This window comes from Stenotrophomonas sp. NA06056 (assembly GCF_013364355.1).
Taxonomy (GTDB): Bacteria; Pseudomonadota; Gammaproteobacteria; order Xanthomonadales; family Xanthomonadaceae; genus Stenotrophomonas.
This window is the reverse complement of sequence record NZ_CP054931.1, coordinates 313,396-336,832: the sequence shown is the minus strand read 5'-3', so window position 1 is coordinate 336,832 and position 23,437 is coordinate 313,396. Positions and strand designations below refer to the sequence as shown.

The 23,437-nt window shown below is 66.9% G+C and carries 27 protein-coding genes; 15 read left to right on the top strand and 12 right to left on the bottom strand.

Translation table 11 applies throughout. The features are described from left to right. Nucleotides 1–5: 5 nt before the first annotated feature. Nucleotides 6–893 (top strand): SPOR domain-containing protein, encoded by an 888-nt coding sequence (locus HUT07_RS01495; RefSeq protein WP_176019419.1) that lies wholly within the window; start codon nucleotides 6–8, stop codon nucleotides 891–893. A 134-nt stretch (nucleotides 894–1,027) separates the two neighbouring features. Here HUT07_RS01495 and HUT07_RS01490 read toward each other — a convergent pair whose 3' ends face one another. Together HUT07_RS01490 and HUT07_RS01485 are read right to left on the bottom strand one after the other, a co-directional pair. Further along, nucleotides 1,028–1,780, bottom strand: a complete 753-nt coding sequence (locus HUT07_RS01490; protein WP_089241353.1) for an SDR family NAD(P)-dependent oxidoreductase — start codon at nucleotides 1,778–1,780, stop codon at nucleotides 1,028–1,030. Between the two features lie 88 nt (nucleotides 1,781–1,868). Next, nucleotides 1,869–2,363 (bottom strand): hypothetical protein, encoded by a 495-nt coding sequence (locus tag HUT07_RS01485; RefSeq protein ID WP_176019418.1) that lies wholly within the window; start codon nucleotides 2,361–2,363, stop codon nucleotides 1,869–1,871. 85 nt (nucleotides 2,364–2,448) lie between these two features. Here HUT07_RS01485 and HUT07_RS01480 point away from each other — a divergent pair, with 85 nt between their 5' ends. Further along, nucleotides 2,449–2,916 (top strand): DUF1456 family protein, encoded by a 468-nt coding sequence (locus tag HUT07_RS01480; protein WP_176019417.1) that lies wholly within the window; start codon nucleotides 2,449–2,451, stop codon nucleotides 2,914–2,916. Here HUT07_RS01480 and HUT07_RS01475 read toward each other — a convergent pair. Continuing rightward, the gene (locus HUT07_RS01475; RefSeq protein ID WP_176019416.1) at nucleotides 2,885–3,772 is read right to left on the bottom strand and encodes a LysR family transcriptional regulator; all 888 of its coding nucleotides are present in this window, start codon (nucleotides 3,770–3,772) and stop codon (nucleotides 2,885–2,887) included. The genes HUT07_RS01480 and HUT07_RS01475 overlap by 32 nt on opposite strands. Before the next feature lie 144 nt (nucleotides 3,773–3,916). Here HUT07_RS01475 and HUT07_RS01470 point away from each other — a divergent pair, with 144 nt between their 5' ends. Further along, nucleotides 3,917–5,065, top strand: a complete 1,149-nt coding sequence (locus HUT07_RS01470) for an MFS transporter (RefSeq protein ID WP_343203038.1) — start codon at nucleotides 3,917–3,919, stop codon at nucleotides 5,063–5,065. Here the strand turns inward: HUT07_RS01470 and HUT07_RS01465 are convergent. Beyond that, on the bottom strand, nucleotides 5,062–5,760 hold the full coding sequence (locus tag HUT07_RS01465) for a TorF family putative porin (RefSeq protein ID WP_254898793.1): 699 nt from the start codon (nucleotides 5,758–5,760) through the stop codon (nucleotides 5,062–5,064). The genes HUT07_RS01470 and HUT07_RS01465 overlap by 4 nt on opposite strands. 165 nt (nucleotides 5,761–5,925) lie before the next feature. Here HUT07_RS01465 and HUT07_RS01460 point away from each other — a divergent pair, with 165 nt between their 5' ends. Beyond that, nucleotides 5,926–6,315 carry a DUF6165 family protein gene (locus tag HUT07_RS01460; protein ID WP_176019413.1) on the top strand — a complete coding sequence of 130 codons (390 nt, stop codon included), beginning with the start codon at nucleotides 5,926–5,928 and terminating at the stop codon, nucleotides 6,313–6,315. A 5-nt stretch (nucleotides 6,316–6,320) separates the two neighbouring features. Here HUT07_RS01460 and HUT07_RS01455 read toward each other — a convergent pair whose 3' ends face one another. Both HUT07_RS01455 and HUT07_RS01450 read right to left on the bottom strand, forming a co-directional pair. Beyond that, nucleotides 6,321–6,998, bottom strand: a complete 678-nt coding sequence (locus HUT07_RS01455) for a response regulator transcription factor (RefSeq protein ID WP_176019412.1) — start codon at nucleotides 6,996–6,998, stop codon at nucleotides 6,321–6,323. A 190-nt stretch (nucleotides 6,999–7,188) separates the two neighbouring features. Further along, nucleotides 7,189–7,761: an Ax21 family protein gene (locus tag HUT07_RS01450; protein ID WP_176019411.1), complete on the bottom strand. Its 573-nt coding sequence runs from the start codon at nucleotides 7,759–7,761 to the stop codon at nucleotides 7,189–7,191. Nucleotides 7,762–8,039: 278 nt separating this feature from the next. Here HUT07_RS01450 and HUT07_RS01445 point away from each other — a divergent pair, with 278 nt between their 5' ends. Then, a complete protein-coding gene (locus HUT07_RS01445) occupies nucleotides 8,040–8,399 on the top strand; it encodes a DUF1428 domain-containing protein (protein WP_176019410.1) in 360 nt (119 codons plus the stop codon). Between the two features lie 15 nt (nucleotides 8,400–8,414). Here HUT07_RS01445 and HUT07_RS01440 read toward each other — a convergent pair whose 3' ends face one another. Both HUT07_RS01440 and HUT07_RS01435 read right to left on the bottom strand, forming a co-directional pair. Beyond that, entirely contained in the window at nucleotides 8,415–9,101 is a 687-nt protein-coding gene (locus HUT07_RS01440; RefSeq protein ID WP_176019409.1) for a hypothetical protein, read from the bottom strand. Nucleotides 9,102–9,239: 138 nt separating this feature from the next. Next, a complete protein-coding gene (locus HUT07_RS01435; protein WP_176019408.1) occupies nucleotides 9,240–10,121 on the bottom strand; it encodes a histone in 882 nt (293 codons plus the stop codon). Nucleotides 10,122–10,610: 489 nt separating this feature from the next. Between HUT07_RS01435 and HUT07_RS01430 the strand changes: the two genes are divergently transcribed. The 10 genes from HUT07_RS01430 (at nucleotide 10,611) to HUT07_RS01385 (ending at nucleotide 19,136) form a co-directional block, all read left to right on the top strand. Beyond that, complete coding sequence (locus tag HUT07_RS01430) at nucleotides 10,611–12,044, top strand: Do family serine endopeptidase (RefSeq protein WP_176019407.1); 1,434 nt, start codon at nucleotides 10,611–10,613, stop codon at nucleotides 12,042–12,044. Nucleotides 12,045–12,147: 103 nt separating this feature from the next. After that, nucleotides 12,148–12,510: a hypothetical protein gene (locus HUT07_RS01425; protein ID WP_025878359.1), complete on the top strand. Its 363-nt coding sequence runs from the start codon at nucleotides 12,148–12,150 to the stop codon at nucleotides 12,508–12,510. An 8-nt stretch (nucleotides 12,511–12,518) separates the two neighbouring features. Further along, entirely contained in the window at nucleotides 12,519–12,989 is a 471-nt protein-coding gene (locus HUT07_RS01420) for a phage holin family protein (RefSeq protein ID WP_089241379.1), read from the top strand. Continuing rightward, complete coding sequence (locus HUT07_RS01415; RefSeq protein ID WP_176019406.1) at nucleotides 12,986–13,441, top strand: protein sip-5; 456 nt, start codon at nucleotides 12,986–12,988, stop codon at nucleotides 13,439–13,441. Before HUT07_RS01420 ends, HUT07_RS01415 begins: the two co-directional genes overlap by 4 nt. A 67-nt stretch (nucleotides 13,442–13,508) precedes the next feature. After that, nucleotides 13,509–14,615: an AI-2E family transporter gene (locus HUT07_RS01410; RefSeq protein WP_176019405.1), complete on the top strand. Its 1,107-nt coding sequence runs from the start codon at nucleotides 13,509–13,511 to the stop codon at nucleotides 14,613–14,615. Nucleotides 14,616–14,726: 111 nt separating this feature from the next. Further along, nucleotides 14,727–15,197 carry a hypothetical protein gene (locus HUT07_RS01405; protein WP_176019404.1) on the top strand — a complete coding sequence of 157 codons (471 nt, stop codon included), beginning with the start codon at nucleotides 14,727–14,729 and terminating at the stop codon, nucleotides 15,195–15,197. 64 nt (nucleotides 15,198–15,261) lie between these two features. Further along, on the top strand, nucleotides 15,262–15,990 hold the full coding sequence (locus HUT07_RS01400) for an HAD-IA family hydrolase (protein WP_176019403.1): 729 nt from the start codon (nucleotides 15,262–15,264) through the stop codon (nucleotides 15,988–15,990). A gap of 3 nt (nucleotides 15,991–15,993) precedes the next feature. Then, nucleotides 15,994–17,361 carry a M17 family metallopeptidase gene (locus tag HUT07_RS01395; protein ID WP_176019402.1) on the top strand — a complete coding sequence of 456 codons (1,368 nt, stop codon included), beginning with the start codon at nucleotides 15,994–15,996 and terminating at the stop codon, nucleotides 17,359–17,361. A gap of 135 nt (nucleotides 17,362–17,496) precedes the next feature. After that, on the top strand, nucleotides 17,497–18,603 hold the full coding sequence (locus tag HUT07_RS01390) for a catalase family peroxidase (protein WP_176019401.1): 1,107 nt from the start codon (nucleotides 17,497–17,499) through the stop codon (nucleotides 18,601–18,603). Continuing rightward, on the top strand, nucleotides 18,600–19,136 hold the full coding sequence (locus HUT07_RS01385; protein WP_176019400.1) for a cytochrome b: 537 nt from the start codon (nucleotides 18,600–18,602) through the stop codon (nucleotides 19,134–19,136). Before HUT07_RS01390 ends, HUT07_RS01385 begins: the two co-directional genes overlap by 4 nt. A 702-nt stretch (nucleotides 19,137–19,838) precedes the next feature. On the opposite strand, the gene HUT07_RS01380 is transcribed toward HUT07_RS01385, so the two are convergent. Genes HUT07_RS01380 through HUT07_RS01365 form a run of 4 tightly spaced genes read right to left on the bottom strand, consistent with a single transcriptional unit; the run spans nucleotide 19,839 to nucleotide 23,337 of the window. After that, on the bottom strand, nucleotides 19,839–20,441 hold the full coding sequence (locus tag HUT07_RS01380) for a response regulator transcription factor (RefSeq protein ID WP_176019399.1): 603 nt from the start codon (nucleotides 20,439–20,441) through the stop codon (nucleotides 19,839–19,841). Further along, nucleotides 20,438–21,655: a sensor histidine kinase gene (locus HUT07_RS01375; RefSeq protein ID WP_176019398.1), complete on the bottom strand. Its 1,218-nt coding sequence runs from the start codon at nucleotides 21,653–21,655 to the stop codon at nucleotides 20,438–20,440. Before HUT07_RS01375 ends, HUT07_RS01380 begins: the two co-directional genes overlap by 4 nt. A 6-nt stretch (nucleotides 21,656–21,661) precedes the next feature. After that, complete coding sequence (locus tag HUT07_RS01370) at nucleotides 21,662–22,444, bottom strand: ABC transporter permease (RefSeq protein WP_176019397.1); 783 nt, start codon at nucleotides 22,442–22,444, stop codon at nucleotides 21,662–21,664. After that, entirely contained in the window at nucleotides 22,441–23,337 is an 897-nt protein-coding gene (locus tag HUT07_RS01365; protein WP_176019396.1) for an ABC transporter ATP-binding protein, read from the bottom strand. The genes HUT07_RS01370 and HUT07_RS01365 overlap by 4 nt, the downstream gene beginning before the upstream one ends. Between the last annotated feature and the right edge of the window lie 100 nt (nucleotides 23,338–23,437).

Here is a 23,437-nt window from a genome sequence, read left to right as displayed (position 1 = left end):
TAGACATGGCAGCACGACGCGGCAAGACACAGGCTCGGCGCAACAGCAGCCAAGGCACGCCCGGATGGGTGTGGCTGGTTGCCGGCGTGGCGATCGCTGCCGTGGTGTTCCTGGCGGCGCCGAACCTGTTCAAGGGCGAGGGTGATGGCTTCCTGCGCGCCGGTCCGCAGCCGAACCCGAACGCGCAGCCGGCGCCGGTGGCCGATGGCGAAAGCGATGTCGGCACCCAGCCGGTCGCACAGCCGGCCACGCCGAAACCGGCCGAACCGGAAAAGCCGGCCGCCACCCAGTACGACTTCTACACCCTGCTGCCGGGCAAGGAAGTGGAAATGTCCGACGCCGAACTGGCCGCCAGCGCGCGTGCCGAAGACCAGCGCCGGGCCAAGGCCGAAGCGCAGCGCGCGCAGGCCGCACTGGAAGGCAAGCCGGTGCCGGCGGTTGCGGCCGCCGCACCTGCGGCGACGGCGAGCGTTGCCAGCACCGCGCCGGTGACCGCCACCAGCCGTCCGCTGCCGACCCCGGTAAGTGAACGCCCGGCAGCAGCGACGCCAGCAGCCGGCACCACTGTGCCGGCCAGTACCGTTGCCGCCGCTCCTGCGGCACGCAGCGAAGCCGCGCCGGCCGCCGCCAGCGCTGCGGCAGCCCCGGCATCGGCCGACAACGCCCGCTACATCCTGCAGGCAGGTGCGTTCGGCGCGTCCGGCGATGCGGAGGCAACCAAGGCCAAGCTGGCGATGATGGGCCTGGCCGCACGCGTGGAGTCGGCGCAGATCAACGGCAAGACCGTCTACCGCGTGCGCATGGGGCCCTATGGCAGTGCCGGTGAGCTTTCCGAAGCCAAGCAGAAGCTGGATGGCACCGGCCTGCAGGCGATGGCGATCAAGGCGCAGTGAGTCTGCATGCATGAATGAAGAAAGCCGTGCATTGCCCGGCTTTTTTTTGCCTGTAGAGCCGAGCCCATGCTCGGCTTCATTAGGCGATCAGCCGAGCATGGGCTCGGCTCTACAGAACGCATCCAGGACGCGGATCAGCCCTCGCGGGCAACCTGGAAGCCGGCGAACGACTGGCTGACCGGCATCAGTTCCAGGCGATTGATGTTCAGATGCGGCGGCAGGCTCGCCACCCAGAAGATCTGCTCGGCGATGTCCTCGGCGGTCATCGGGTTGGCGCCGGTGTACAGCTTGTCCGACGCGACCTGGTCGCCATGGGTACGGACAACGGTGAACTCTGTTTCGGCCATGCCCGGTTCGATGGTGGTCACCCGTACGCCGGTACCGTGCAGGTCCGAGCGCAGGCCCAGCGAGAACTGGCTGACGAAGGCCTTGGTGCCGCCATAGGCGTTGCCGCCCGGATACGGATAGACACCGGCCACCGACGAAATGTTGATGATGGCGCCCTTGCGCTCCACGAGCTGCGGCAACAGGCGATGGGTCAGGGTGACCAGCGCGGTGATGTTGGTGTCGATCATCGTCGTCCAGTCCTTCAGGCTGGCGCTCTGCGCCGGCGCGGTGCCCTGGGCGAGACCGGCATTGTTGACCAGCAGGTCGATGTCGCCGAAGGCCGGCGGCAGGGCCAGCAGTGCCGCTTCCATTGCGATCGGATCACGCACGTCGAACACGGCCGCGTGCACCACCTCCTTGCCATAGCGCTCCACCAGCGGCTGCAGGCGTTCGCTGCGACGGCCGGTGGCAATCACCTTCCAGCCTGCCTGGGCGAAGCGATGCACGGCGGCGGCGCCGAAGCCGGAGGTGGCGCCGGTAATCAGAACGGTTCGGGTCATCAGACAACTCCGTGGGAAACCAGACCGCCATTCTGGCACCGTCGGTCCACGACTGCGTTGCCTGATCGGCCCGCTACGCCGCGCGCGGTCAGCGCAGGCGGAATACACGGGCCTTCGGCAGATCTTCGTCGACCTGCAGGAACCAGCGCCCGGCGATACCGGGAACCACCTCGATCTGCGGCGCCTGCAGGGTCTTGCGCAGCTTCATCTGGCCCTTCATGACCTGCCACTGCTGGCCATTGTCGAGGGTGAACACCGTGCCCGGCTCCCAGCCCGCAACATCGCCGACCACGCGGGCGCTGACCGGGCCCTCTTCCAGGCCCAGGTGCATTGCCGCCGGTGCGGGAACGTTGGCCGGCAACGGCGCACCGGCGTTCGCGGCAACCGGCGCCCGGGTGGAGGCGGGCGTAGACGCCTCCGCCTCGCGCAGCACGCGGTTCAGGGTCTGCAGCTGGGTCGCGTCCAGGCCCACTTCGGCCAGCTGGGCCGCGCTGAGACGCTGCTCAACGGGGACGTAGCGGTCCTGGGCGGTGGCGACGAAGCTGCTGGCGACCAGCAGAATGGAGAGGAGGTACCGGCGCATCGGAGGGAGTCTCTGCAGAACAGCGCTCACGATGCTGCAATCCGGTGACAGTCCGGTGACAGCCGCAGGGCCGGTACAATGGGGCATGATCAATAACGATGTGCTGCGCAGCGTGCGCTACTCCCTGGACCTCGGCGACCACCACGTGGTGACCCTGTGCCAGATGGCCGATCCGGCGTTCGACGTGGATGTCGAGCAGGCCAAGGCCTGGTTGCTGCGTGAAGACGAGCCGGGCTTCCAGCCGATGAGCGACAGTGCGCTGGCGCACTTCCTCGATGGCCTGATCCTGCACCTGCGTGGTCAGGATGAGGGCCAGGCGCCGCGCGCGGTTGAAACCCGCATCGACAACAACCTGGTGCTGAAGAAACTGCGCGTGGCCTTCCAGCTGCGCGATGTCGACATGATGGAGATCTTCACCAGCGTCGGCTTCACTGTCTCCAAATCCGAACTGGGCGCGCTGTTCCGCCAGCCCGGCCACAAGAACTATCGGCGCTGCCTGGACCAGATGCTGCGCAACTTCCTCAAGGGCCTGAGCCTGCGCCTGCGCGGCTGAGCACGGCATCGACGAAGGCGCGTGCGGCTGGCGTCGGCAGGCGCTGCCAGACCAGGTGCACGCGCCGGGTCGGAGTCGGTTGCAGAGGCACCTGCACCACCCCTTCAAAACCATCGGCGATCAACACCGGCACGATACCCACCGCCAGGCCGTGGCGGACAAAGCGCTCGACCAGTTCCATCAGGTTGACCTCGAAACGCACCTGGTGCGGCAGGCCCGCTGCCGCGAACGCATCATCGGTCTGCCGGCGCGCGCCGGTACCCCGCGGGAAGTCCACCAGGGCCTCATCCTGCAGCGCCGCCAACGGCAGCCGGCGGCGCGTAGCCAGCCGATGCTGTGGCGCCAGCACGGCCACCAGATCCTCTTCCTGCAGCATCTGGTGGCAGACGCCCTCGAGATTGGCTGACGGCGCCAACCCCACCAGCGCCACATCCAGTGCGCGCGACTGCACCTGCTCCAGCAGGGTCTCGCTCTTGTCCACCCTCAACTGGAACTCGACCTGCGGATGCTGCTGCTGGAAAGCCGCCAGCAAGGCCACCACGTCGATATCGGTCAGTGACGATATCTGCCCGATCGCCAGCAGACCGCGCACTTCACCACTGACCGCGGCGACATCCGCACGCAGGTGGCGCAGGCTGGTCAGTACCTGTCGCGCATGCACCAGCAACGCTTCGCCCGCCGCCGTAGCGCGCACCTGGCGTGGCAGCCGCTCGAACAACACAGTGCCCAGTTCCTGTTCCAGATGGGCGATCTGATGGCTCAAGGCAGACTGCACCACATGGCAGCGCGCGGCCGCTCGGGTGAAGCTGCCCTCTTCTGCCAGGGCCACGGCGAACTCAAGCTGCTTGAGGTTCACACCAGTATCTCTATTTCAGATGGCAGGGATGATGATGATTCATTTCCATCATGATCGCAGCAGGCAGACACTGTGCTGCCCTGCTTCACGGAACATCGCGTGTCCCCTTCCCTTCCTCCCCTGCAGCGCTGGCAGATCCTGCTGATGTCGGTCGCCACCGGCGTCGCGGTGGCCAGCAACTACTACGCGCAGCCATTGCTGCACACCATGGCCGACGCCTTCAGCGTGCCCTTCGGCCAGGTCGGCATGGTGGTGACCGCCGCCCAGTTGAGCTACGCGGCCGGCCTGATCCTGCTGGTGCCGTTGGGTGATCTGTTCGAACGCCGTCGACTGATCGTGGTGATGACGTTGTTGTCGGCCAGCGGACTGGTGATCAGCGCCTGCGCGTCGTCATTGCCATGGCTGTTGGCCGGTACTGCGATCACCGGGTTGTTCTCGGTGGTCGCGCAGGTACTGGTGCCGTTCGCCGCCACCCTGGCCGCGCCGGAGCACCGTGGCCGTGTGGTTGGCACCTTGATGAGCGGACTGCTGCTGGGCATCCTGCTGGCGCGCACCGTGGCCGGCCTGCTGTCGAGCCTGGGCGATTGGCGACTGGTCTACGCGATTGCTGCAGGTACGCTGGTGCTGACCGCACTGGCCCTGCAGCGCGGCCTGCCGCGCTTCCACCACACGGCCGGGCTGGGCTATTTCGCGTTGCTGCGCTCGATCGGCACGCTGTTCCTGCAGGAACCGGTACTGCGCCAACGCACATTGCTCGGCGCATGCAGCTTTGCGATGTTCGCGATCTTCTGGACGCCGTTGGCATTCCTGCTGGCGCAGCCGCCGTATGCTTACAGCGACGCCACCATCGGCCTGTTCGGCCTGGTCGGTGCCGCCGGCACCCTCGCTGCCGGTCTGGCCGGGCGCATGTCCGACCGTGGCCAGAGCGGTCGCGCCACGGCCATTGCGCTGGTGCTGCTGCTGTTGTCCTGGCTGCCTCTGGGGCTGTCGACGCACTCGCTGCTGGCGCTGCTGGTCGGCGTGGTGGTGCTGGACATGGCCGCGCAACTGCTGCACGTCAGCAACCAGAACCTGATCTACGCGCTGCAGCCGGAGGCACGCAACCGCCTCAATGCCGGTTACATGACCGGCTATTTCATCGGGGGCTCGCTGGGTTCGCTGCTGTCGTCGCAGGTCTACCAGCGTTTCGGCTGGACCGGTGTGTGCGTGGCCGGTACCGCGGTAGCGGTACTGGCCCTGCTGGTATGGCTGCCCACTGCGTGGCGCACACGCAAGGTGGCATCGACCGACTAGAAGCTGCCCTGCAACGCCAGTTCCCAGCGTCCGCCGGCATTGCCCGGGAACAACCGCTTGGCGGCGCTGTCGGTGTCATGCACGGTGGCGCGCAGTTCCCATGCCGGCATCAGCGTGGCGATCGCACTGAGCTGGCCATGCAGGTAGTCCGGCCCCTGTGCGGTGGCCAGCCAGTACTGCCCCACCGCTGCTTCCAGGCGCACGCGCTCGTTCAGCGGCACCCGCACGCCCAGCTGTGCGTAGGTGCCGCGACGGCCGCCGGCCAACGCATCGTTGGAGTGGGCAACCTGCAGCCAGGCCCGTTGCTTCCAGGTCGTGGTGACATTGAGTTCAGTCCAGTCCAGTGCGCGGCCGGTGCCCGGATAGACATAACGGGTGAGGTTCGCATCCAGGCTCCAGTCCGGCGACAGCGCGCCCGACCAGCCAGCGACGAGATCGAACTCGCTGCGTGCACCGTTGTCCGGCGTGAACGAGACATTCGAGCCCCATGCGCTGGCATACCAGCCCGAACCGACGGTCACCTTTGCCCCCACCTGCGCGGCCGGATCGCCGTCGCTCTGCGAACTGCCGCGCCAGACATAGTCGCTGGTCAATGCCGCTGTGCCAGTCACCTGCACCTGTGCCTGCACGCCGCCGGCGCACAGCAGCCCCGCCAGTGCGGCCGCGGTGGCCACGATCATCCCCTTGCTCTTCACTGCACTTGCTTCCTCGTCGAAGGCGGTCTGTCCGCCGGGACGGCAGTGTCGATGGCAGGGCCGTAACGGTTCGATGGCGATGCCGCCGCGCCAGCGCAAATTCAGCGTAAATCCTTGCCATGGCGGGCGCGGTATCATGCAGGCCTATTTCCAGGAATCAACCGCGTGGACGCCATCCTGACCCCGGTATCGATCGGTGAGCTGATCGACAAGATCACCATTCTCGAGATCAAGGCCGAGCGCATCGACGATGCGACCAAGCTGGCCAACGTGCGCACCGAACTTGGCGGCCTGCTGCCACTGCTGCAGCAGCAGCTTGACGCGCAGCCGGCACTGGCCGCGCTGAAGACGCAGCTGAAGGTGATCAACGAGCGCATGTGGGAGATCCAGGACCAGCTGCGCGACAAGGAAGCGGCGCAGGTGTTCGACGACGCGTTCATCCAGCTGGCGCGCGGCGTGTATGGCACCAACGGTGAGCGCGTGCAGGTCAAGAACGAGATCAACCGCGTTGCCGGTTCGGCGCTGGTGGAAGAAAAGCAGTACCAGGGCGAGTAGAGCGCTCAGCCGCATTCAAGCAGGTGGCGGATGCGGAACAGTTCGCCATCGCTGTGGATGCCGAGCTTCCGGTAGGCCGTGCGCTTCTGCGTGCTGACGGTGCTGGCCGAACGGCCGAATCGCAATGCGACCTCACCGGTACTGCAGCCCTGCAGGACCAGCCGGAGCACTTCGCGCTCGCGACAGCTCAACGGTTTCAACACGGGTGCCGGCATGCGCCGCACGCGCGGCCGGTTCAGGTGCGCACGCAGTTCCGGCGGCACGAAGCGCCTGCCACTTGCCACGGCATCAACCGCGCGCAACAACATCTCTGCCGAGGTTGCCTTGGAAATGAATCCGCGCGCACCGGCCTGCATTGCCGTGGTCACCGTACTGGCATTGCAATGCGCCGACAGCACCAGCACCGGCAACAGCGGCCAGCGCTGCGACAACCGGCGCAGCAGGGCCAGCCCATCTCCGGCGTCGCCTGGCAGCAGTGCGTCGATCAACAACAGGTCGACGCCGCCCGGGTTGAGGTGCAGCAGGTCCAGCAGCGCGCGTTCGTCGGCAACACTGCCACAGATCTGCACGCCACCGTGCTGACGCAGAATCACTTCCACGCCCAATCGCAGTACCGGATGCGGGGCCAGCAGTGCCAGGCGGCAAGGCTGGTCAGGGAGCAGAGCGGGAACAACAAGCGGCATTGCGGCAGATCCTGCTGTACGGAAAGCCCACCGTAGGCCGGGATCGCAGGCAGCGGAATCCAATTTATTGCAACGCACCATCGCCCCGGAACGGCAGTCAGATGGCGTTCCGGTTCACCACAACGAAACAGGCCCGGCATGAGCCGGGCCTGTCGGGGCACGAGCAGCGCAGGACTGCGCTGCGGTGCGATTACCAGCTGAAGCGCGGGCCGACGGTGTATTCCTTGTCGCCGTGGCGGTTCATCTTCAGCTCGCCGTTCAGGCCCCAGTTCTGGTTCAGCTTGACCTGACCACCCAGACGGCCGTACCACTGGCTGTCGATGTCGATGCCGTGCTTCTTCGAATAGTCTTCGTAACCGACCAGGCCGTAGACCTCAGCGTGGGCGCCGAACGCGGTGCGGATACCGGCTTCAGCGCTGTAGCCGTCGAAATCCAGGCCGTGCTTGCGGTCGAACTTCTGGTAGGCAACGCGGGCAACGAAGTCGGTCGACGGAGCGATTTCGACGTTGTAACCGGCACCGACCTTCCACTGGTCAACCTTGATGTTGGTGTGGTCGACTTCCTGACGGTTGTATTCGCCGAACGCGTGGAAGTTCGGCAGGAAGCCGTAGGAACCCTTCACGCCCCAGCCGTCAGCCTTGATGCCGTCAACGTCGGTCTTGGCGTAATCAGCCTCGGCGTAGTTGTAGGACAGGTTCTCGGCAGCCGAGGCGGTGAACGGCAGGGCAGCGGCAAGAGCCAGAGCAATCAGCGAATTCTTCATGGGGGTACACCTTTACTTTCTTATGGTGTGCAGCAGCGCCAGGGCGCCATCGCATCGGGAATGTAAATTCTCCGTTATTCGCCACAACGCTCCCTGAAAACAGCGGTCTTCGCATTGCTGAATTTTCTGCATTGATTCAGCAAGGCTCAGGCATACGCGCGCGGTGCGCGCACGCGCTTCGATTCAATGGCGCGTCGATCAATGTCGATTTCCCGCGCCCTGGGGCGTCGACCCACTGAAGGCCGTGCGCCTGGCACGGTCCATTGCGGAGGCAAGCGATGAGCTACATCGATGGTTTCGTCCTGGCGGTACCCACCGCCAACAAAGAGAAGTTCCTTGCCCATGCGCGCAGCGGCGATGTGGTGTTTCTCGAATTTGGCGCCCTGCGCGTGGTCGAGTGCTGGGGCGATGACGTGCCGCACGGCAAGACCACCGACTTCTTCGGCGCGGTGAAAGCTGCTCCGGACGAAACGGTGGTGTTTTCCTGGATCGAGTGGCCGGACAAAGCCACACGCGATGCAGGCATGCAGAAAATGATGGAAGACCCGCGGTTGGACCCGGCGAAGAATCCCATGCCGTTCGACGGTGCACGAATGATCTACGGCGGATTCGTGCCGATCCTGGAACTCAAGCGCTGACCCGGGCGGGCGTTCTCAACGGGCGCCCGCTTCATCTTCACCGGCCGCATGGCCCGCGCCCAGCGCAGCACCCGCACCGACGCCTAGCCCCCCCATTCCGGCGCCCATGCCACCACCGCCACCGGTGCGACCGCCCTTGCCTTCGCCCTCGTTGCGGCCCTTGCCACTTCCACCACCGCCGCCCGCGGGACGGGTAGGCCCTTGCCGTGGGATCTCCAGGTCGGCCGGCACCGGTGCAAGGTCCAGCGCCTCGCGGACGAAGTCGCGCAGCGAGATCACCAGGTCATGTGTGTGCACCGGACGCCCCTGCGCCAGTTCACTGGCAGCGCGCGCTGCCAGCCGCACCTGCTCATCGGTGCCCAGCAACAGGATGTCCGACAAGGCCGCTTCAACCGCGTCGCGGATGCGCCTGGCCCGATCCGAGCCCGGCTCGGCGATGCCTTCTTCGTGTGCCCGCTGGCGCAGATCGCGCAGATGGGCCGGGTCGACCCCCAGCTCACCGGTGAAGGAACCTCCCAGCGTCTTGTAGGCCGCCATCAAGGTACGCAGCCGCTCGTTGATCTGGCGGTTCTCGCGTTCGCGGCGCTGCTGCAGGGTCTGCATCACCAGCAGGCGGATACCCACGCCGAGCAGGGTGATCAGGACCAACCCGGCCAGGGTGGACAGCACGCCCTGCCAGGAACTGAAATCGATACCGCGCATGGTCAGGGCTCCTGCGGAAGACCTTCATCTTGCCCCAGCCTGCTGCCGCAGATCCACGCCGGGCGCGGCCGACCGCCGCCCGAAAACGCAGAAGGCCCTCCCGCCCGATGAGCGGAAGGGCCTTCGAACCATGCGCGATTACTTGCGCTTGGCAGCCTTGCGCACGGCCTTCTTGGCCGGAGCCTTCTTGGCCGGAGCCTTCTTGGCGACGGCCTTCTTCAGCGGTGCAGCCTTCTTGGCGACCGTCTTGCGGGTAGCGGCGACCTTCTTGCCGACAACCTTCTTGGCAACGGCAGTCTTCTTGCCGACAACCTTCTTGGCAGCGGCGGTCTTCTTGCCGACAACCTTCTTGGCAACGGCAGTCTTCTTGCCGACAACCTTCTTGGCAGCGGCAGTCTTCTTGCCGACGACCTTCTTGGCAGCGGCAGTCTTCTTGCCGACGACCTTCTTGGCAGCGACGGTCTTCTTGCCGACAACCTTCTTGGCAGCAACGGTCTTCTTGGCCACGGCCTTCTTGGCGGTAGCGACCTTCTTGCCGACAACCTTCTTGGCAGCAGCGGTCTTCTTGGCGGTCGCAACCTTCTTGGTGGCGGCCTTCTTCACGGTGGCGACCTTCTTGCCGGCAGCCTTGGTGGTCTTCTTGGCAGCAGCCGCCTTCTTGGTCACGGCCTTGCCAGCAGCCGCCTTCTTCTTGGCCACTTCCTTCTTCAGGGCAGCCGCTTCGGCCTTGGCGTTCTTCTTGGCCGCTTCCAGCTTCTTCTTGGCGTTGGCGACGGTCTTGCCGACCGACTTGGCGGCCTTCTCGGCCTTCTTGGCAACGGTCTTCTCGACCTTGGCCACAACCTTCTTGGCCTTGGCGACACGGGTGGTGGCAGCCTTGCGGGCGCGCTTGACGGTCTTCTTGACCGACTTCACTGCGTCTTCGGCGGCGTGGGCGATGGTCTCGCCGACGTTGGTGGCGGTTTCTTTCACGTTCTCGACGGCGTCGGTCACGACCGACACACCATTACCGTTGCTCATGTTGCCCTCCTGGGGGCCTGGATTGTCAAAACGGGGCGATGCTATACCGACAATGGCGATCGTGGAACGGGCACGACCGGTCAATCGCATCTGTTGCGACGCAACTGATGTAAGCGGCAGCGACGGCTGATGCGCCCCGCAGTCAGGAAACCCCTTTTTTTAAGCAGTGTGCTGCGCAGCCGGCCTGCTGCCAGCAGGCCCATGCAGGTAATGGCAGCGGCAGCGCATCCATGCCGCGATGAGCGCCATCGCAAGGTCAGGAAGCACGCAACTGCGCAAGTGTCGCGGTGTATCACGGTGCTGTCGGCGTGCCTTGCGACGCTCGCGCGCAACTGTCGCGAACAGCAGCACGGCGCGCCCAGCACCTTCCCGGCGCCCTCGGCACGGGTCGGATTTTCATGAGGCATTTATCCAGATCGCGACACACTCATTCAGCTTGTTCTACCGTATGCGTCAACAGCCCCCACCCCTGCCTGCGAACCGACTCCCATGCGACCGCTCCCCACCCTGCTTACGCTCGCAATCGCTGCGGCCTTCGGCGGCTTCGTTGCCACCGGCCTCAATGCGCACCTGGACAACCGTGCCGATGCCGCTCCGCTGCCGGCAGTGCTGCCCACCAGCGCAGCGCTGCCGGCGTCGGTCGCCGGGCAGGCGGTGCCATCGCTTGCGCCGATGCTGGAAAAGGCGATGCCGGCGGTGGTCAGCGTCAACACCAAGCAGGTGGTGCGGGTACGCAACCCGTTCTTCAACGACCCGTTCTTCCGCCGCCTGTTCCCGGACATCCCGCAGGAGCGGATCAACGAATCGCTCGGTTCGGGTGTCATCATCGATGCCACCGAAGGCCTGGTGCTGACCAACCACCACGTCATCGACAATGCCGATGACGTGCAGGTGACACTGGCCGACGGGCGCACGGTAAAGGCCGAGTTCCTCGGCTCGGACCGCGACACGGACATCGCGCTGATCCGTATTCCGGCGCAGAACCTGACCGACATCAAGCTGGGCAACAGCGACCAGCTGCGGGTGGGCGACTTCGTGGTCGCCATCGGCAATCCGTTCGGCTTCAGCCAGACGGTCACCTCGGGCATCGTCTCGGCGGTGGGCCGCAGTGGCATCCGTGGGCTGGGCTACCAGAACTTCATCCAGACCGATGCATCGATCAACCCGGGCAATTCCGGCGGCGCGCTGGTCAACCTGCAGGGCCAGCTGGTGGGCATCAACACCGCCAGCTTCAACCCGCAGGGCAGCATGGCCGGCAACATCGGCCTGGGCCTGGCGATTCCGTCGAACCTGGCCCGCAGCGTGGTCGACCAGCTGGTCAAGCATGGCGTGGTGGTGCGCGGCACGCTGGGCATCGAAAGCCAGAACCTGAGCGCGCAGATCGCGCAGGGCCTGGGCCTGGGCGAAACCCGTGGCGCGCTGGTGACCCGCGTGCTGGCCGGCTCGGCCGGCGCCGCCGCAGGGCTGAAGCCGGGCGACGTGGTGGTCTCGGCCAACGGCCAGCGCGTGGACAGCGCCGAAGCACTGCACAACGTGGAAGGCCTGGCGGCGGTGGGCAGTGTGCTGACCCTGGACGTCCGCCGCGAAGGCAAGCCGCTGCAGATCAAGGCGACGCTGAAGGAACAGGCGCGCGTGGTCAGCGGCGAGAGCCTGGACCCGCGCCTGACCGGAGCCAGCTTCGTCGACCTGCCCGAGTCGCTGCGTCAGTCCGGCGTGGGTGGCGTGCTGGTCAGCGAGGTCAAGCGCGGCAGCCGCGCCGCGACCAATGGCCTGCAGCAGGGCGACATCATCACCGATGCCACGGTGGGCGAGTTCGCCGACCTGGCAAGCTGGCGTGCCAATTTCCAGCAGCGCCCACCGACCCTGGTACTGCGCATCCTGCGCAACAATGGCCAGCAGCAGGGCCAGTTGGTGATGCGGTGATCGCCTGGCCGTAACGCCCCCTATACCCGTGTGATGCTATTGCTGTATGTCCAGATCAGCTGAAGCTGATCGCCCGTTCCCCCATCGCAACAGGAGTGATTCGATGAGCCCCACCAATACCGAGAACCTGAAGGACCACCTGGGTGAAGCCGGTTCCCACCTGAAGCAGGCCGCCAGCGCTGCCGGCGGTGCGATCAAGGGCGCTACCGGCGCCGCGACCGACGAACTGCGCATCGGCAAAGCCAACGTCAAGGCTGAACTGTCCGACAGCGCACTGTCGGGCCTGGCTGCCGCCGAGTTCGGTGGTGCCGCTGCGAAGGAACAGGTCGACGCACTGATGGACAAGGGCAAGGACCTGATCGACAGCGCCGCTGAACTGATCCGCGAACGTCCGCTGGCCTCGTTCGGCGTGGCCTTTGCTACCGGCTGGATCATCGCCAAGCTGGCCCGCGGCAGCGACAAGTAAGCTGCGGCGTGAGCGAAGACACCACGCAACGTCCCGATCCGGCGGCCACGCCGCCGTTGGACGAGAGCATCCGCCAGGTCGGCGCTGCCGGCCGGGCGACCGTCGATTCGGCCAAGCACTCGCTGCGTTCGCTGCGCCGGTTGGCGTCGGCGGACTTCGCGCTCGCGCGCAGCGCGTTCGGGCGGGCGTTGGCCTGGGCCGGCGTCGCCATCGTATTCGGCGCCTCGGCGTGGCTGCTGATGGCCGCCACCCTGATCGCGCTGCTGCAGAGCTTCGGCCTGAGCTGGCTGCAGGCCCTGCTGATCACCTCGTTGCTGAGTCTGGCCGTCACCGGCTATGCGATCTGGCGGGTTTCGTACTTCTTCCACCACACCGGCATGCATGCCACCCGGCGCCAGTTGTCCCGCTTGGGCCTGTTCGATGAGCCCACCGACGATGATCCCGATGCAGGCGTGCAGATTCCGGAGGGCAAGCCATGAAGTTCGGTGCACTGCAGCGGCGGGTGAAGCGCTGCGAACAGGTGATGGCCGTGCGCATCGGCGAAACCCAGGGCAACTGGGGCGTGCTCAGCCAGGTCTGGCGACAGGGCTGGTCGCCACTGCGCATCGTGGTGGTTGGCCTGGCCGGCGGTTTCATCGCTGGCAAGCTGGAAGTTCCTGGCAAGGTCAACGGAGCACGTTGGCTGCAGATGGTGGGTTCGGTCTCCAGTCTGTTCGCCAGCGCGCAGGCCGCGTTTGCCACCGTGGTGGCGGCGCAGGCAGCGGAAACCGCAGACGACGCCGCCGACCAGGTGGATGAAGCCACCGAGCAGCCGCCGCCCGCGGCGGCCCGACCAGCAGCACGGCCGGCAGCGCAGTCGGCACCCGAGGCCGACTCGGAGCTGCGTGGGCCGCGTCCGGCCGAAGCGGCCACCGAATTGTCCGAACGTTGACGATCCTTACCCGCCGCGTTGATCGCGGCGGGCCGATAATGGGCCTCTCTTCCCGGTCGGTGCGTCGATGAGCGAGCCCCTGTTGTCCCCGTCGTCGCCTGCGCCGGACGCCCCCGCGCCGCTGCCTCCCGCCTCGCGTCCACGCGGTCCGATGTCGCTGGTGATACTGGCAACCCTGGCCGTGGCGTTCACCCTGTGGGCGGCACAGGACATCATCCTGCCGGTCCTGCTGGCGATGTTCTTCGCCCTGGTCGGCAACCCGATCCTGCGACTGCTGCAGAAGCTGTGGATTCCGCGCGCGCTCGGCGCCCTGCTGGTACTGGGCGCCGGCCTGGGCGTGACCGGTGCGTTGGCAGTGCAGCTGATCGGCCCGGCGATGGACTGGGCACAGGAAGCCCCACAGCAGCTGCGAAAGGTCGCACGCCAGGTGCAGGACCTGACCAAGCCGGTGCAGCAGGCCAACCAGGCCGCGGAGAATTTCGCGCGCGTGGCCGGTGGCGACGGCAACCACAAGGTGCAGGTGATCCGCACCCAGCTGGATGATCCGTACCGCATGCTCACCCGCGCGCCGCGGCTGGCCGCCTCGGTGCTGGCAGTTGTGCTGCTGACGTTGTTCTTCATGATCTACGGCCAGAGCCTGCAGCGCGCAGCGATCGCCCTGTTCCCGAACCGGCAGCAGCAGCGCTTCACCAGCGACATCCTGCGCTCGATCGAGCATGAGGTATCGCGCTATGTATTGACCATCAGCGTGATCAACACCGTAGTCGGCCTGCTGTTGGCCGGCGTGCTGATGCTGCTGGGCATCGGCCTGCAGGAGGCCCTGCTGTGGGGCACCGTGGCGGCGCTGCTGAATTTCGCGCCTTATGTGGGCCCGCTGCTGGGCGTGGCGTTGATGCTGCTGATGGGCTTCGTCGAGTTCCGCGACCCGCTGCAGGCGCTGCTGCCTGCGGCCGCCTACCTGACCCTGCACACCCTGGAAGGGCAGCTGGTGACACCGATCGTGCTTGGCCGGCAGATGAAGTTGTCGCCGCTGGTGCTGATCCTGGCGCTGATGGTGTTCGGCTGGGCCTGGGGCATGATCGGCCTGCTGCTGGCGGTGCCGTTGCTGGTCTGCATCAAGCTGGTGCTGGCGCGGCTGGACGGCATGCAGGGGTGGGCGCGGCTGCTGGAATGATCGCCCCCCATGGGTGGACGGCAAGGTGGGCGCGCAAGCGGAAGGAACCGTTGGACAGCGTGGACTGGCAGAATATGCGCCCGCTTTTTTCCCAGGATGGAACCTTCCCCCATGTTCTCGTTCACCCGTCGATGCCTCGTTCTGGCCTGCCTGGCCTCGCCCGCGTTTGCCGCTGCCCCGCCCAGTGCGGAAGTGGCCCGCACCCAGCTGGTGGAGGCCATCACCTGCCAGCGCCACCTCACCCCCGAGCAGTTCGATGTCATGGCCAAGGTGCTGATGCCTGACGGCAGGAAGGCCAGGGATGAGTACGACGATGGCTACACGCTGGCCGCGCCGCTGATGGTGCTTGGCCTGCCGGTGACCCACGTGAACGCGTACGACGGCTCCAGTGGCGAGGATGGCGTGGACAGTTACACGGCCTACTTCGGCAACACCGAGATCGGCAAGGTCGCTGCGCTGGCGAAGATGCCGGCGCCGGTGGCCGGCAGCTACATGCGCGAAGTGGGCCGGCACAATCTGAACGTGGATCGCCTGGACGGCCAGACCATCCTGTACTGCGCCTACGACCTGCGCAGCCGCTGACAGCGGCATTGCCTGCCTGCCGCGCGGCATGAAAAGCCCGCGCGCGCAGGCGTAGAATGGTGGGGTGAAATTTCCTGTCCTTGCCATCACCCTCGACCTCGACGATACGCTGTGGCCGTTCGCTCCGATCGGCGCCCGCATCGACCAGGTCCTGTTCGACTGGATGCGTGAACACAGCCCCGCCACTGCCGCGATGTATCCGGTGGCGGCCATGCGCGAACTGCGTGAGCGCTCGTTCCGCGACAATCCCCATCTGCATTTCGACCTGAGCGCGCTGCGCCGGCTGACGATCCAGGAGGCGCTGGAAAACAGTGGCGCCAGCCTGGACCTTCTGGAACCGGCGTATGAAGTGTTCTACGCCGCGCGCAACCAGGTGGAGTGCTACCCCGATGCCCTCGACGCACTGGCGCGGATCGCCGCGCGGGTACCGGTGGCCGCGTTGAGCAACGGCAACGCCGATCTGGAACGGATCGGCCTGGCCCATCACTTCAGCTTCCAGCTGGGCGCGCGCGAGCATGGCGCGGCCAAGCCGGAAGCGAGCATTTTCCACGCTGCCTGTACCCGTCTGGGCGTTGCCCCGGCGCAGGTGCTGCACGTGGGCGACCATGTCGAGATGGACGTGGCCGGCGCGATGGCTGCCGGCCTGCGCGGTTGCTGGATCAACCGCGAAGCGGCCACCTGGAACCATCCGCAGCTGCAGCCTGACCTGCAGTTCGACACCCTCACCGGCCTGGCCGATTGGCTCGATGCCAACCTCGACGCCACCGACGCTGACGAATCCCGGAGTACCTGACGCATGAGCGAGATCACTGGTTTCACCGCCGACACCACCGCCGCGCTGCCGTTGCACGTGCTGGACCGCAGCCAGTTCGAGGCGTGGAAGAACAGCCAGTCCGCGGCCACCCAGGCGTGGTTGAAGTCGCAGGGCTTCACCGCCGGCGCGCATTCGGTTGCGCTGCTGCCCGGCGCCGATGGCCTGGCGGGCGCGGTGATCGGTGTCGGCGATCGTGCCGATGCCTACAGCTACGCACATGCACCGCATGCCCTGCCGGAAGGCAGCGTGTGGCAGCTGGCCAGCGAACTGCCGGCCGCCGAACAGGCGCTGCTGCAGCTGGGCTGGGGCCTGGGCAGCTACCGCTTCGACCGCTACCGCAAGCGCAACCGCACGCCGGCCCAGCTGGTTGCCGCACCGACTGGCGAAGTGGCCGACCTGATCGCCGCCAGCCTGCGCGTGCGTGACTGGGTCAACACGCCCACCGAAGACATGGGCCCGCAGCAGCTGGAAGACGCCGCGCGTGCCTTGGCGCAAGCGCATGGTGCGCAGGTTGAAGCGATCACCGGCGACGAACTGCTGGCGCAGAATTTCCCGGCCATCCATGCGGTGGGCCGTGCCTCGCACCGCGCACCGCGCCTGATCGTGCTGCGCTGGGGCAAGGAATCTGATCCGGCGCTGGCGCTGGTCGGCAAGGGCGTGTGCTTCGATACCGGCGGCCTGGACATCAAGCCCGCCGATGGCATGCGCAACATGAAGAAGGACATGGGCGGCGCCGCCCACGCGCTGGCACTGGCCGGGCTGGTGATGGCCCAGCAGTTGCCGGTGCGCCTGACCCTGCTGGTGCCGGCGGTGGAAAATGCGATCGGCCCGGATGCGTTCCGTCCGGGCGAAGTGATCGCCACCCGCAAGGGCCTGAGCGTGGAGATCGACAACACCGACGCCGAGGGCCGGGTGATCCTGTGCGACGCACTGACCTTCGCCGGTGAGCAGAAGCCGGACCTGGTGCTGGACTTCGCCACCCTGACCGGCGCGGCACGCATCGCGCTCGGCCCGGATCTGCCGGCGCTGTTCAGCAACGATGACACGGTTGCCCAGCAGTGGCTGCAGGCTGGCGACGCCACCCGCGACCCGGTGTGGCGCATGCCGCTGTGGCGCCCCTACCTGCGTTACCTGAGCAGCGGCATTGCCGATCTGGCCAACGCCGGTTCGCGCATGGCCGGCTCGGTGACCGCCGCGCTGTACCTGGAACGTTTCCTGGAAGATGGCCAGCGCTGGGCGCATCTGGACGTGTATGCCTGGAACGATGGCGAGCGCCCGGGCCGCCCGGCCGGTGGCGAAGCCCTCGCCCTGCGTTCGGCGTGGGCGATGCTGAAGCAACGCTACAGCTGATCCGGTGGGTGCCGACCTTGGTCGGCACCGCATTACCCGGAAAATCTGACAAAAAATTGAATTTCGGCTCCGGCCGGGTTCTGCGAGGATGTGGTGGTCGCCCACCCACACGTCCGTGAAGGCAGGACTCCGACCATGTCGCTCTTCCGCTACACCCGCGCTGGCCAGACGCCCGGCGCACCCCGCAGGCATTCGCCGCTGCTCTGGATCGCACTGATCGCACTCATCCTGGGTGCCGTCGCCCTCGCTTTCGCCTGGTTGGCCGGCTGGATCGGCCGCGATCGGCTGACCGCTCAGCGCTTCACCGACACCATCGAGGCCACCGGCCCTGCGCATCCCGGCTTCCGCCGCGCGCACAGCAAGGGTGTATGCGTGAGCGGTTGGTTCGAACCCAGTGCGCAGGCACCCACCCTGTCCAGTGCGCGGGTGTTCTCGCAGGCGCGCGTGCCGGTGATGGGCCGCCTGTCGATCGGCGGCGGTGACCCCTACGGCGCCGACAACACCGCACGGGTGCGCAGCATCGCGGTGCAGATGGTCAGCGATGACGGCCAGGAATGGCGGATGGCGATGAACAGCTTCCCGTTCTTCGCCGTGCCCACTGCGGAGGCCTTCTACGAGCAGACGCGCGCCTCCATCCCCGACCCCGCCACCGGCAAGCCCGACCCGCAGAAGATGGCTGCCGTGCTGGCGAAGTACCCCAGCGCACAGGCCTTCCAGCAGTGGGCGAAGACCGCGCCGTGGACCAGCAGCTGGGCCGACACCACCTTCAACAGCGTCAACAGTTTCTGGTTCACCAACGCGCAGGGGCAGAAGCGCGCGGTGCGCTGGCGCTGGCAGCCGCAGGCGCCGCTGGTGGAGATGGATGCGGAAACGCGCAAACAGGCCAGCGTCGATTTTCTGAGCCAGGAACTGCAGCATCGCCTGGCCAGCGGCCCGGTGCGCTGGAACCTGGTGGTGAGCCTGGCCGCGCCCGGCGATGCCATTGATGATCCCTCGGTGCCGTGGCCGGAATCGCGTGAACAGGTGGTGGCCGGTGTGCTCAGCCTGGACCGCATGCAGTCGCAGGAACAAGGTGCCTGCGGCCAGCTCAACTTCGATCCGCTGATCGTGCCCAGCGGTGTGCGCGGCAGTGATGACCCGATCCTGGCTGCGCGTTCGGCGGTGTATTCGCAGTCGTTCAACCGCCGCGAGCGCGAGCGTGCCAGCGGCAACGTCGAGCAACCGAAGGAGGCGGCACGATGAGCACCGGCAACGGCCACTTCAATCTGCTGGCACGGGTACTGCACTGGTCGATGGCGCTGATGATCATCGCGATGCTGTTCATCGGCGTGACCATGGTCGCCTCGCTGCACCTGCGGCCGATGCTGATCGACCTGCACCGTCCGCTGGGCATCGCCATCCTGCTGCTGGTGGTGCTGCGGCTGTACAACCGCCTGCGCCACCGCCCACCGCCGCTGCCGGCGGATCTTCCCGCGTGGCAGGTGCTGGCGGCGAAGGCCTCGCACTGGATGTTGTACGCGTTGATGCTGGCAATGCCGCTGATCGGCTGGGCGATGCTGTCGGCCGGCGGCTACCCGATCGTGCTGGGCGGTGGCTTGCACCTGCCACCGATCGTGCCGCACACGCCAGCGCTGTACGCCGCGCTGCGCAATGCGCACAGTCTGCTGGCCTACGTGCTGTTCGCAACGGTGCTGATGCACGTGGGTGCGGCGCTGTTCCACCTGTGGGTGAGACGCGATGGCGTGTTCCAGGCGATGGCGCGCGGGAAGGATTGACGGGGTTCGCCGGGTGTTCCCGGCGGGTCATTTCCGCGACCGCGGAGGGGTGTCACTTTCTTTGCTCGTGCACCGCGCCGCAGGAGCAGCGCGGAACGGCGTAGCCGGCCCGCAGGGTGGCGCACAAGGATGTGCGCCATCAAGAAAGTAACCAAAGAAACACGCCGCCAGGTCGCGAGCCGGTGCTGCGCACCGGTGCCCTGTGCTTCTCGGGGAATCAGGGGACGGCGCCGAACTCGCTGCGCTCAGACATCGGCGCCTCTACGCCCCTGATTCCCCTGCGATGCTCGGCTCGCTAGAAGGCGGACCCAACGTCAAAGGCCACAGCAGCACCCAGTAGGTCCACACCGCGCGTGGATGCCTTTGTTGTTGATCTTGGCCTTCCAGTCCGCCTTGAGCGAGCCGAGCACCGCAGGTCCGGCGAGGGCGAAGAGGCGCGGGTGTCTGAGCGCAGCGAGTTCCCGCGCCGCCCCTCGACGGACCGAGGAGCGCAGGGCACCGGCGTGCGAAGCGCGCCGGCTCGCGGCCGGCGGCGTGTTTCTTTGGTTACTTTCTTGATGGCGCACATCCATGTGCGCCACCCTACGGGCCGGCTACGCCGTTCCGCGCTGCTCCTGCAGCGCGGTGCACGAGCAAAGAAAGTGACACCTCTCCGCAGGCGCGGAAATGATCCGCCGGGCATGGCCCGGCGCTACCGGTCCCCTACAACCACCCCTTCTGCCGTGCCAGCCGGTACGCCTCGATCCTGTTGGCCACGCCCAGCTTGCCGATGCATTCGGACAGGTAGTTGCGCACTGTGCCGTGCGACAACCCAAGCTGCTCGGCGATCTCGCCGGCAGTGCGGCCTTCGCCTGCCAGGCGCAGTACGCGGCGCTCGCGGTCGGTCAGCGGATCAGCCTGCGACCACGCGTCCAGCGCCAGTTGCGGGTCGATCGCGCGGATCCCCTGCTTCACCTTGCGCAATGCCTCGGCCAGGTTCTCGGCCGGTGCATCCTTCAGCAGATAGCCCAGCACGCCCGCTTCCAGCGCGCGGCGCAGGAAACCGGCACGGGCGAAGGTGGTCACGATCACCACCTTGATCGGCAATTCATGGCGGGCAATGCGCTGGGCCAGTTCCAACCCGCTCAGTCCGGGCATTTCAATGTCGGTCACCAGGATATCCGGCTGCAGCTGCTGCACCATGCGCCAGGCGGCTTCGCCATCGGCGGCACTGCCAAGTACGTCGATATCCGGCTCCAGGCCCAGCAGCGCCGACAGCGCTCCACGCACCATCGCCTGGTCTTCGGCCAATACGATGCGGATCATGCGACACCGTCCTGCACCTGTGGCGCGGTCGGTGGCAACGGTGAGGTTGCTGCTGCCAGGGGCACGCGCACGGTCAGTACCGTGCCTTCACCGCGCGCCGACTGCACCGCCAGCTGGCCGCCCAGCGCCACCACGCGTTCGCGCATGCCACACAGCCCATTGCCTTCGGCCTGGACGCCGCCCCGGCCGTCATCGCGGATCTGCATCGCCAACTGTCGTCCTTCCATCATGAAATCCACCCGTGCCTGCGTGGCCTGTGCGTGCCGCGCGATGTTGGTGGCGGCCTCGCGCAGCACCAAAGCCAATCCGCGTTCCACATCCACCGGCATCGGCGGCGGTACCGCGTACTGCAGATGTACCTGCTGGCACTCCAGCAGCAGCCGTGCCGAGGCCAGCTCGCCGGCCAGGTCGCTGGCACGGATGCCGGTAACCGCACTGCGCACCTGCGACAGCGCCTCACGCGCGATGTCTTCGGCTTCGCCGATTTCCTGCCGTGCGCGCGCATCGTTGCGGTCGTACAGCTTGCGTGCCAGTTCCAGCTTCAATGTGATCAGTGACAGCGTGTGGCCGAGCAGGTCGTGCAGGTCGCGACTGATGCGTTCGCGCTCGGCGGTGGTAGCCAAGCGCCGCACTTCTTCCTGCGACAGCTGCAGGGCCGCGTCCTTGTCCTTGTTCACGGCTTCTACGTTCACGACCATGCCGATGATGAACGACACCGCCGGTATCCAGACCAGGCTCTGCCACGGATAGTGCGACAACAGGGCCACCGTGCAGAACACCGCGTTCAGGGCTGCCAGCTGCAGCAGATACACCCACCAGCTGCCACGCCCGCAGACGCGCAGCATCACGCAGCCAAAGATGAAATAGCTGATGCCGGAGGGGTACCAGGGCACCAGCAGCGTGGCCAATGCAACCATCGCCAGCGCATAGCGCGGTGCGTGGTGGCGCGGCGACAACAACAGGCGAACATACAGCAGCAGGAACAGCGGATAGCTGCCCAGCGTCAGTAGTGCCCAGCGCAGGGTGTAGCCGCCGCTGAACACCGGGGTCATGAACACCCATACCGTCCACAGCAGGTGGATCGCATCGGCCCAGACCGGCTTGCCACGGCGCAGGTTGTCGGCCACCGCCGAATCCGGTGCGGGGCGCAGCAGGGACGCAAGCCAGCTCGGTGGCACGGACGATTCCAGGCGGGGACGATCGCTGCCGATCATGCCAGTTCAGCCGACCCGGCGCAGGCGGCGGCGCGCCAGCAGCAGTGCGACCGCGGTCACCCCCAGCAACACCAGCAGGTGGCCGGCGACAGCGCCCGCCGACGGCAGCCCGACCACCGGCAACGCCAGCTGCGCCAGATGCCAGGTTGGCCACAGCGGTGCCATGGTCGAAAACACCTTCGGCAGCGACGACAATGGCAGCCACAGGCCTGACAGCAGGGCCAGCGGCAGGTAGACCAGGTTGACCATCGCCGGCGCTGCACTGGCACTGGCGTGACTGCCGATCAGCAGGCCGATGGCACCCAGCGGCAGCGCGGCCAGCCCGGCCACCGCCAGCAGCTGCAGCATCTGTATTGCCTGCAGATGTACGCCTCCCAGCACACGGGCGACGCCGATCAGCAGCGACGCCACCAGCAGCGCAAACATCACCGCCATCGCCAACCGCGCCAGCAGCGGTGCCGCCGCCGGCATGGGCAACGCACGCTTGAGCGTCAACAGGCCGCCTTCGCGATCCAGCGCCAGCTGCACGCCGAAGCCGAACAGTGCCGGTGCCATTGCACCGAACACGCAGTAGGTCGCCAGCAGGTACAACGATGCGTGGCCGCGGCCCAGCAATACGCCGAACAGCAGATAGAACAGCACCGGGAACAGCAGCGAGGGTACGGCGAAGGCCGGGGTGCGCCAGGCGCGGCGGAGTTCGGCCTGCAGTTCGGCTCGGTAAGGGCGCAGCGCGCGACGCCACGCCGCAGCAGGTCGCACGGCGACGGTGGTCGGGGTAACGGTGTTCATGCGGCCTCCCGGGTCAGGTCGAGGAAGGCGTCGGCCAGCGCCGCGCCCTGTACTTCCAGTTCACGCAACTGCACATCGGTGGCGAGCAGGCGGGCCACTACCGGTTCGGCCGGGCTGGCCAGCAGCTGCAGATGTTCGCCCTCGCGCTGCACCTGCTGTACGCCCGGCCAGTGCTGCACCTCATCGGCGGCCAGCGTGCTGCGGCAGCGGATGCGTCGCGGGCGGTCGGCCAGGCGCAGTTCGGACAGCGGCGCATCGGCCACTACCCTGCCCTGCTCCAGCACCACTACCCGTTGCGCCAGCGCCTCGGCCTCTTCCAGATAGTGCGTGGTCAGCAGCACACCGCAGCCTTCGGCCACCAGTTGCTGGATCGCCTGCCACATCGCCTGCCGCGCCTGGATGTCCAGGCCGGTGGTGGGCTCGTCGAGGAACAGCACGCGCGGACGGCCGCAGATGGCGATGGCGAACTGCACGCAGCGCTGCTGCCCGCCGGACAGCTGGCCGTAGCGACGCCGGGCAAGGTCCTGCAGGCCCACACGCTGCAGCACCTCGCCCAGCGGCAGTGGATCCGGATAGCAGGCGCTGGCCTGTGCCACCAGTTCATCCACCTGCAGCATCGGTGGCAGGCTGGTGCTCTGCAGCATCACGCCGAGGCCGAGCCGATGATCACGTTGCTTCGGATCGCCGCCCAGCAGCTCGACCTGGCCGGCGTCGGCGCGACGCAGACCCAACAGCACGCTGATCGCGGTACTCTTGCCGGCACCGTTGCGGCCCAGCAGGGCCAGTACCTGGCCAGCACGGACCTGCAGGTCGATGCCATGCAGGGCGGTATGGTCGCGGTAACGCACCTGCACCTGCTGCAGGCGGGCCAGCGACGGAGCGATCGGATCCATGGGCAGTACCGGTAGCGGGGACGTTGCCATCCTGTGCCGCCGTGGTCACATTTCGCAGTTGCCGCCGTCAGTGTCATCGGGTGACAGCTGTCACTGCCGT

Bases quoted from the DNA above. Each gene is read 5' to 3' on its own strand.
- HUT07_RS01380 (WP_176019399.1), bottom strand. From the start codon at position 20,441: ATGATCCGCATCGTATTGGCCGAAGACCAGGCGATGGTGCGTGGAGCG.
- HUT07_RS01470 (WP_343203038.1), top strand. From the start codon at position 3,917: ATGTCGGTCGCCACCGGCGTCGCGGTGGCCAGCAACTACTACGCGCAG.
- HUT07_RS01485 (WP_176019418.1), bottom strand. From the start codon at position 2,363: ATGCGCCGGTACCTCCTCTCCATTCTGCTGGTCGCCAGCAGCTTCGTC.
- HUT07_RS01425 (WP_025878359.1), top strand. From the start codon at position 12,148: ATGAGCCCCACCAATACCGAGAACCTGAAGGACCACCTGGGTGAAGCC.
- HUT07_RS01410 (WP_176019405.1), top strand. From the start codon at position 13,509: ATGAGCGAGCCCCTGTTGTCCCCGTCGTCGCCTGCGCCGGACGCCCCC.
- HUT07_RS01365 (WP_176019396.1), bottom strand. From the start codon at position 23,337: ATGGATCCGATCGCTCCGTCGCTGGCCCGCCTGCAGCAGGTGCAGGTG.
- HUT07_RS01440 (WP_176019409.1), bottom strand. From the start codon at position 9,101: ATGCGCGGTATCGATTTCAGTTCCTGGCAGGGCGTGCTGTCCACCCTG.
- HUT07_RS01495 (WP_176019419.1), top strand. From the start codon at position 6: ATGGCAGCACGACGCGGCAAGACACAGGCTCGGCGCAACAGCAGCCAA.
- HUT07_RS01390 (WP_176019401.1), top strand. From the start codon at position 17,497: ATGTCGCTCTTCCGCTACACCCGCGCTGGCCAGACGCCCGGCGCACCC.
- HUT07_RS01435 (WP_176019408.1), bottom strand. From the start codon at position 10,121: ATGAGCAACGGTAATGGTGTGTCGGTCGTGACCGACGCCGTCGAGAAC.
- HUT07_RS01405 (WP_176019404.1), top strand. From the start codon at position 14,727: ATGTTCTCGTTCACCCGTCGATGCCTCGTTCTGGCCTGCCTGGCCTCG.
- HUT07_RS01385 (WP_176019400.1), top strand. From the start codon at position 18,600: ATGAGCACCGGCAACGGCCACTTCAATCTGCTGGCACGGGTACTGCAC.
- HUT07_RS01445 (WP_176019410.1), top strand. From the start codon at position 8,040: ATGAGCTACATCGATGGTTTCGTCCTGGCGGTACCCACCGCCAACAAA.
- HUT07_RS01480 (WP_176019417.1), top strand. From the start codon at position 2,449: ATGATCAATAACGATGTGCTGCGCAGCGTGCGCTACTCCCTGGACCTC.
- HUT07_RS01415 (WP_176019406.1), top strand. From the start codon at position 12,986: ATGAAGTTCGGTGCACTGCAGCGGCGGGTGAAGCGCTGCGAACAGGTG.
- HUT07_RS01375 (WP_176019398.1), bottom strand. From the start codon at position 21,655: ATGATCGGCAGCGATCGTCCCCGCCTGGAATCGTCCGTGCCACCGAGC.
- HUT07_RS01490 (WP_089241353.1), bottom strand. From the start codon at position 1,780: ATGACCCGAACCGTTCTGATTACCGGCGCCACCTCCGGCTTCGGCGCC.
- HUT07_RS01430 (WP_176019407.1), top strand. From the start codon at position 10,611: ATGCGACCGCTCCCCACCCTGCTTACGCTCGCAATCGCTGCGGCCTTC.
- HUT07_RS01455 (WP_176019412.1), bottom strand. From the start codon at position 6,998: ATGCCGCTTGTTGTTCCCGCTCTGCTCCCTGACCAGCCTTGCCGCCTG.
- HUT07_RS01450 (WP_176019411.1), bottom strand. From the start codon at position 7,761: ATGAAGAATTCGCTGATTGCTCTGGCTCTTGCCGCTGCCCTGCCGTTC.
- HUT07_RS01370 (WP_176019397.1), bottom strand. From the start codon at position 22,444: ATGAACACCGTTACCCCGACCACCGTCGCCGTGCGACCTGCTGCGGCG.
- HUT07_RS01395 (WP_176019402.1), top strand. From the start codon at position 15,994: ATGAGCGAGATCACTGGTTTCACCGCCGACACCACCGCCGCGCTGCCG.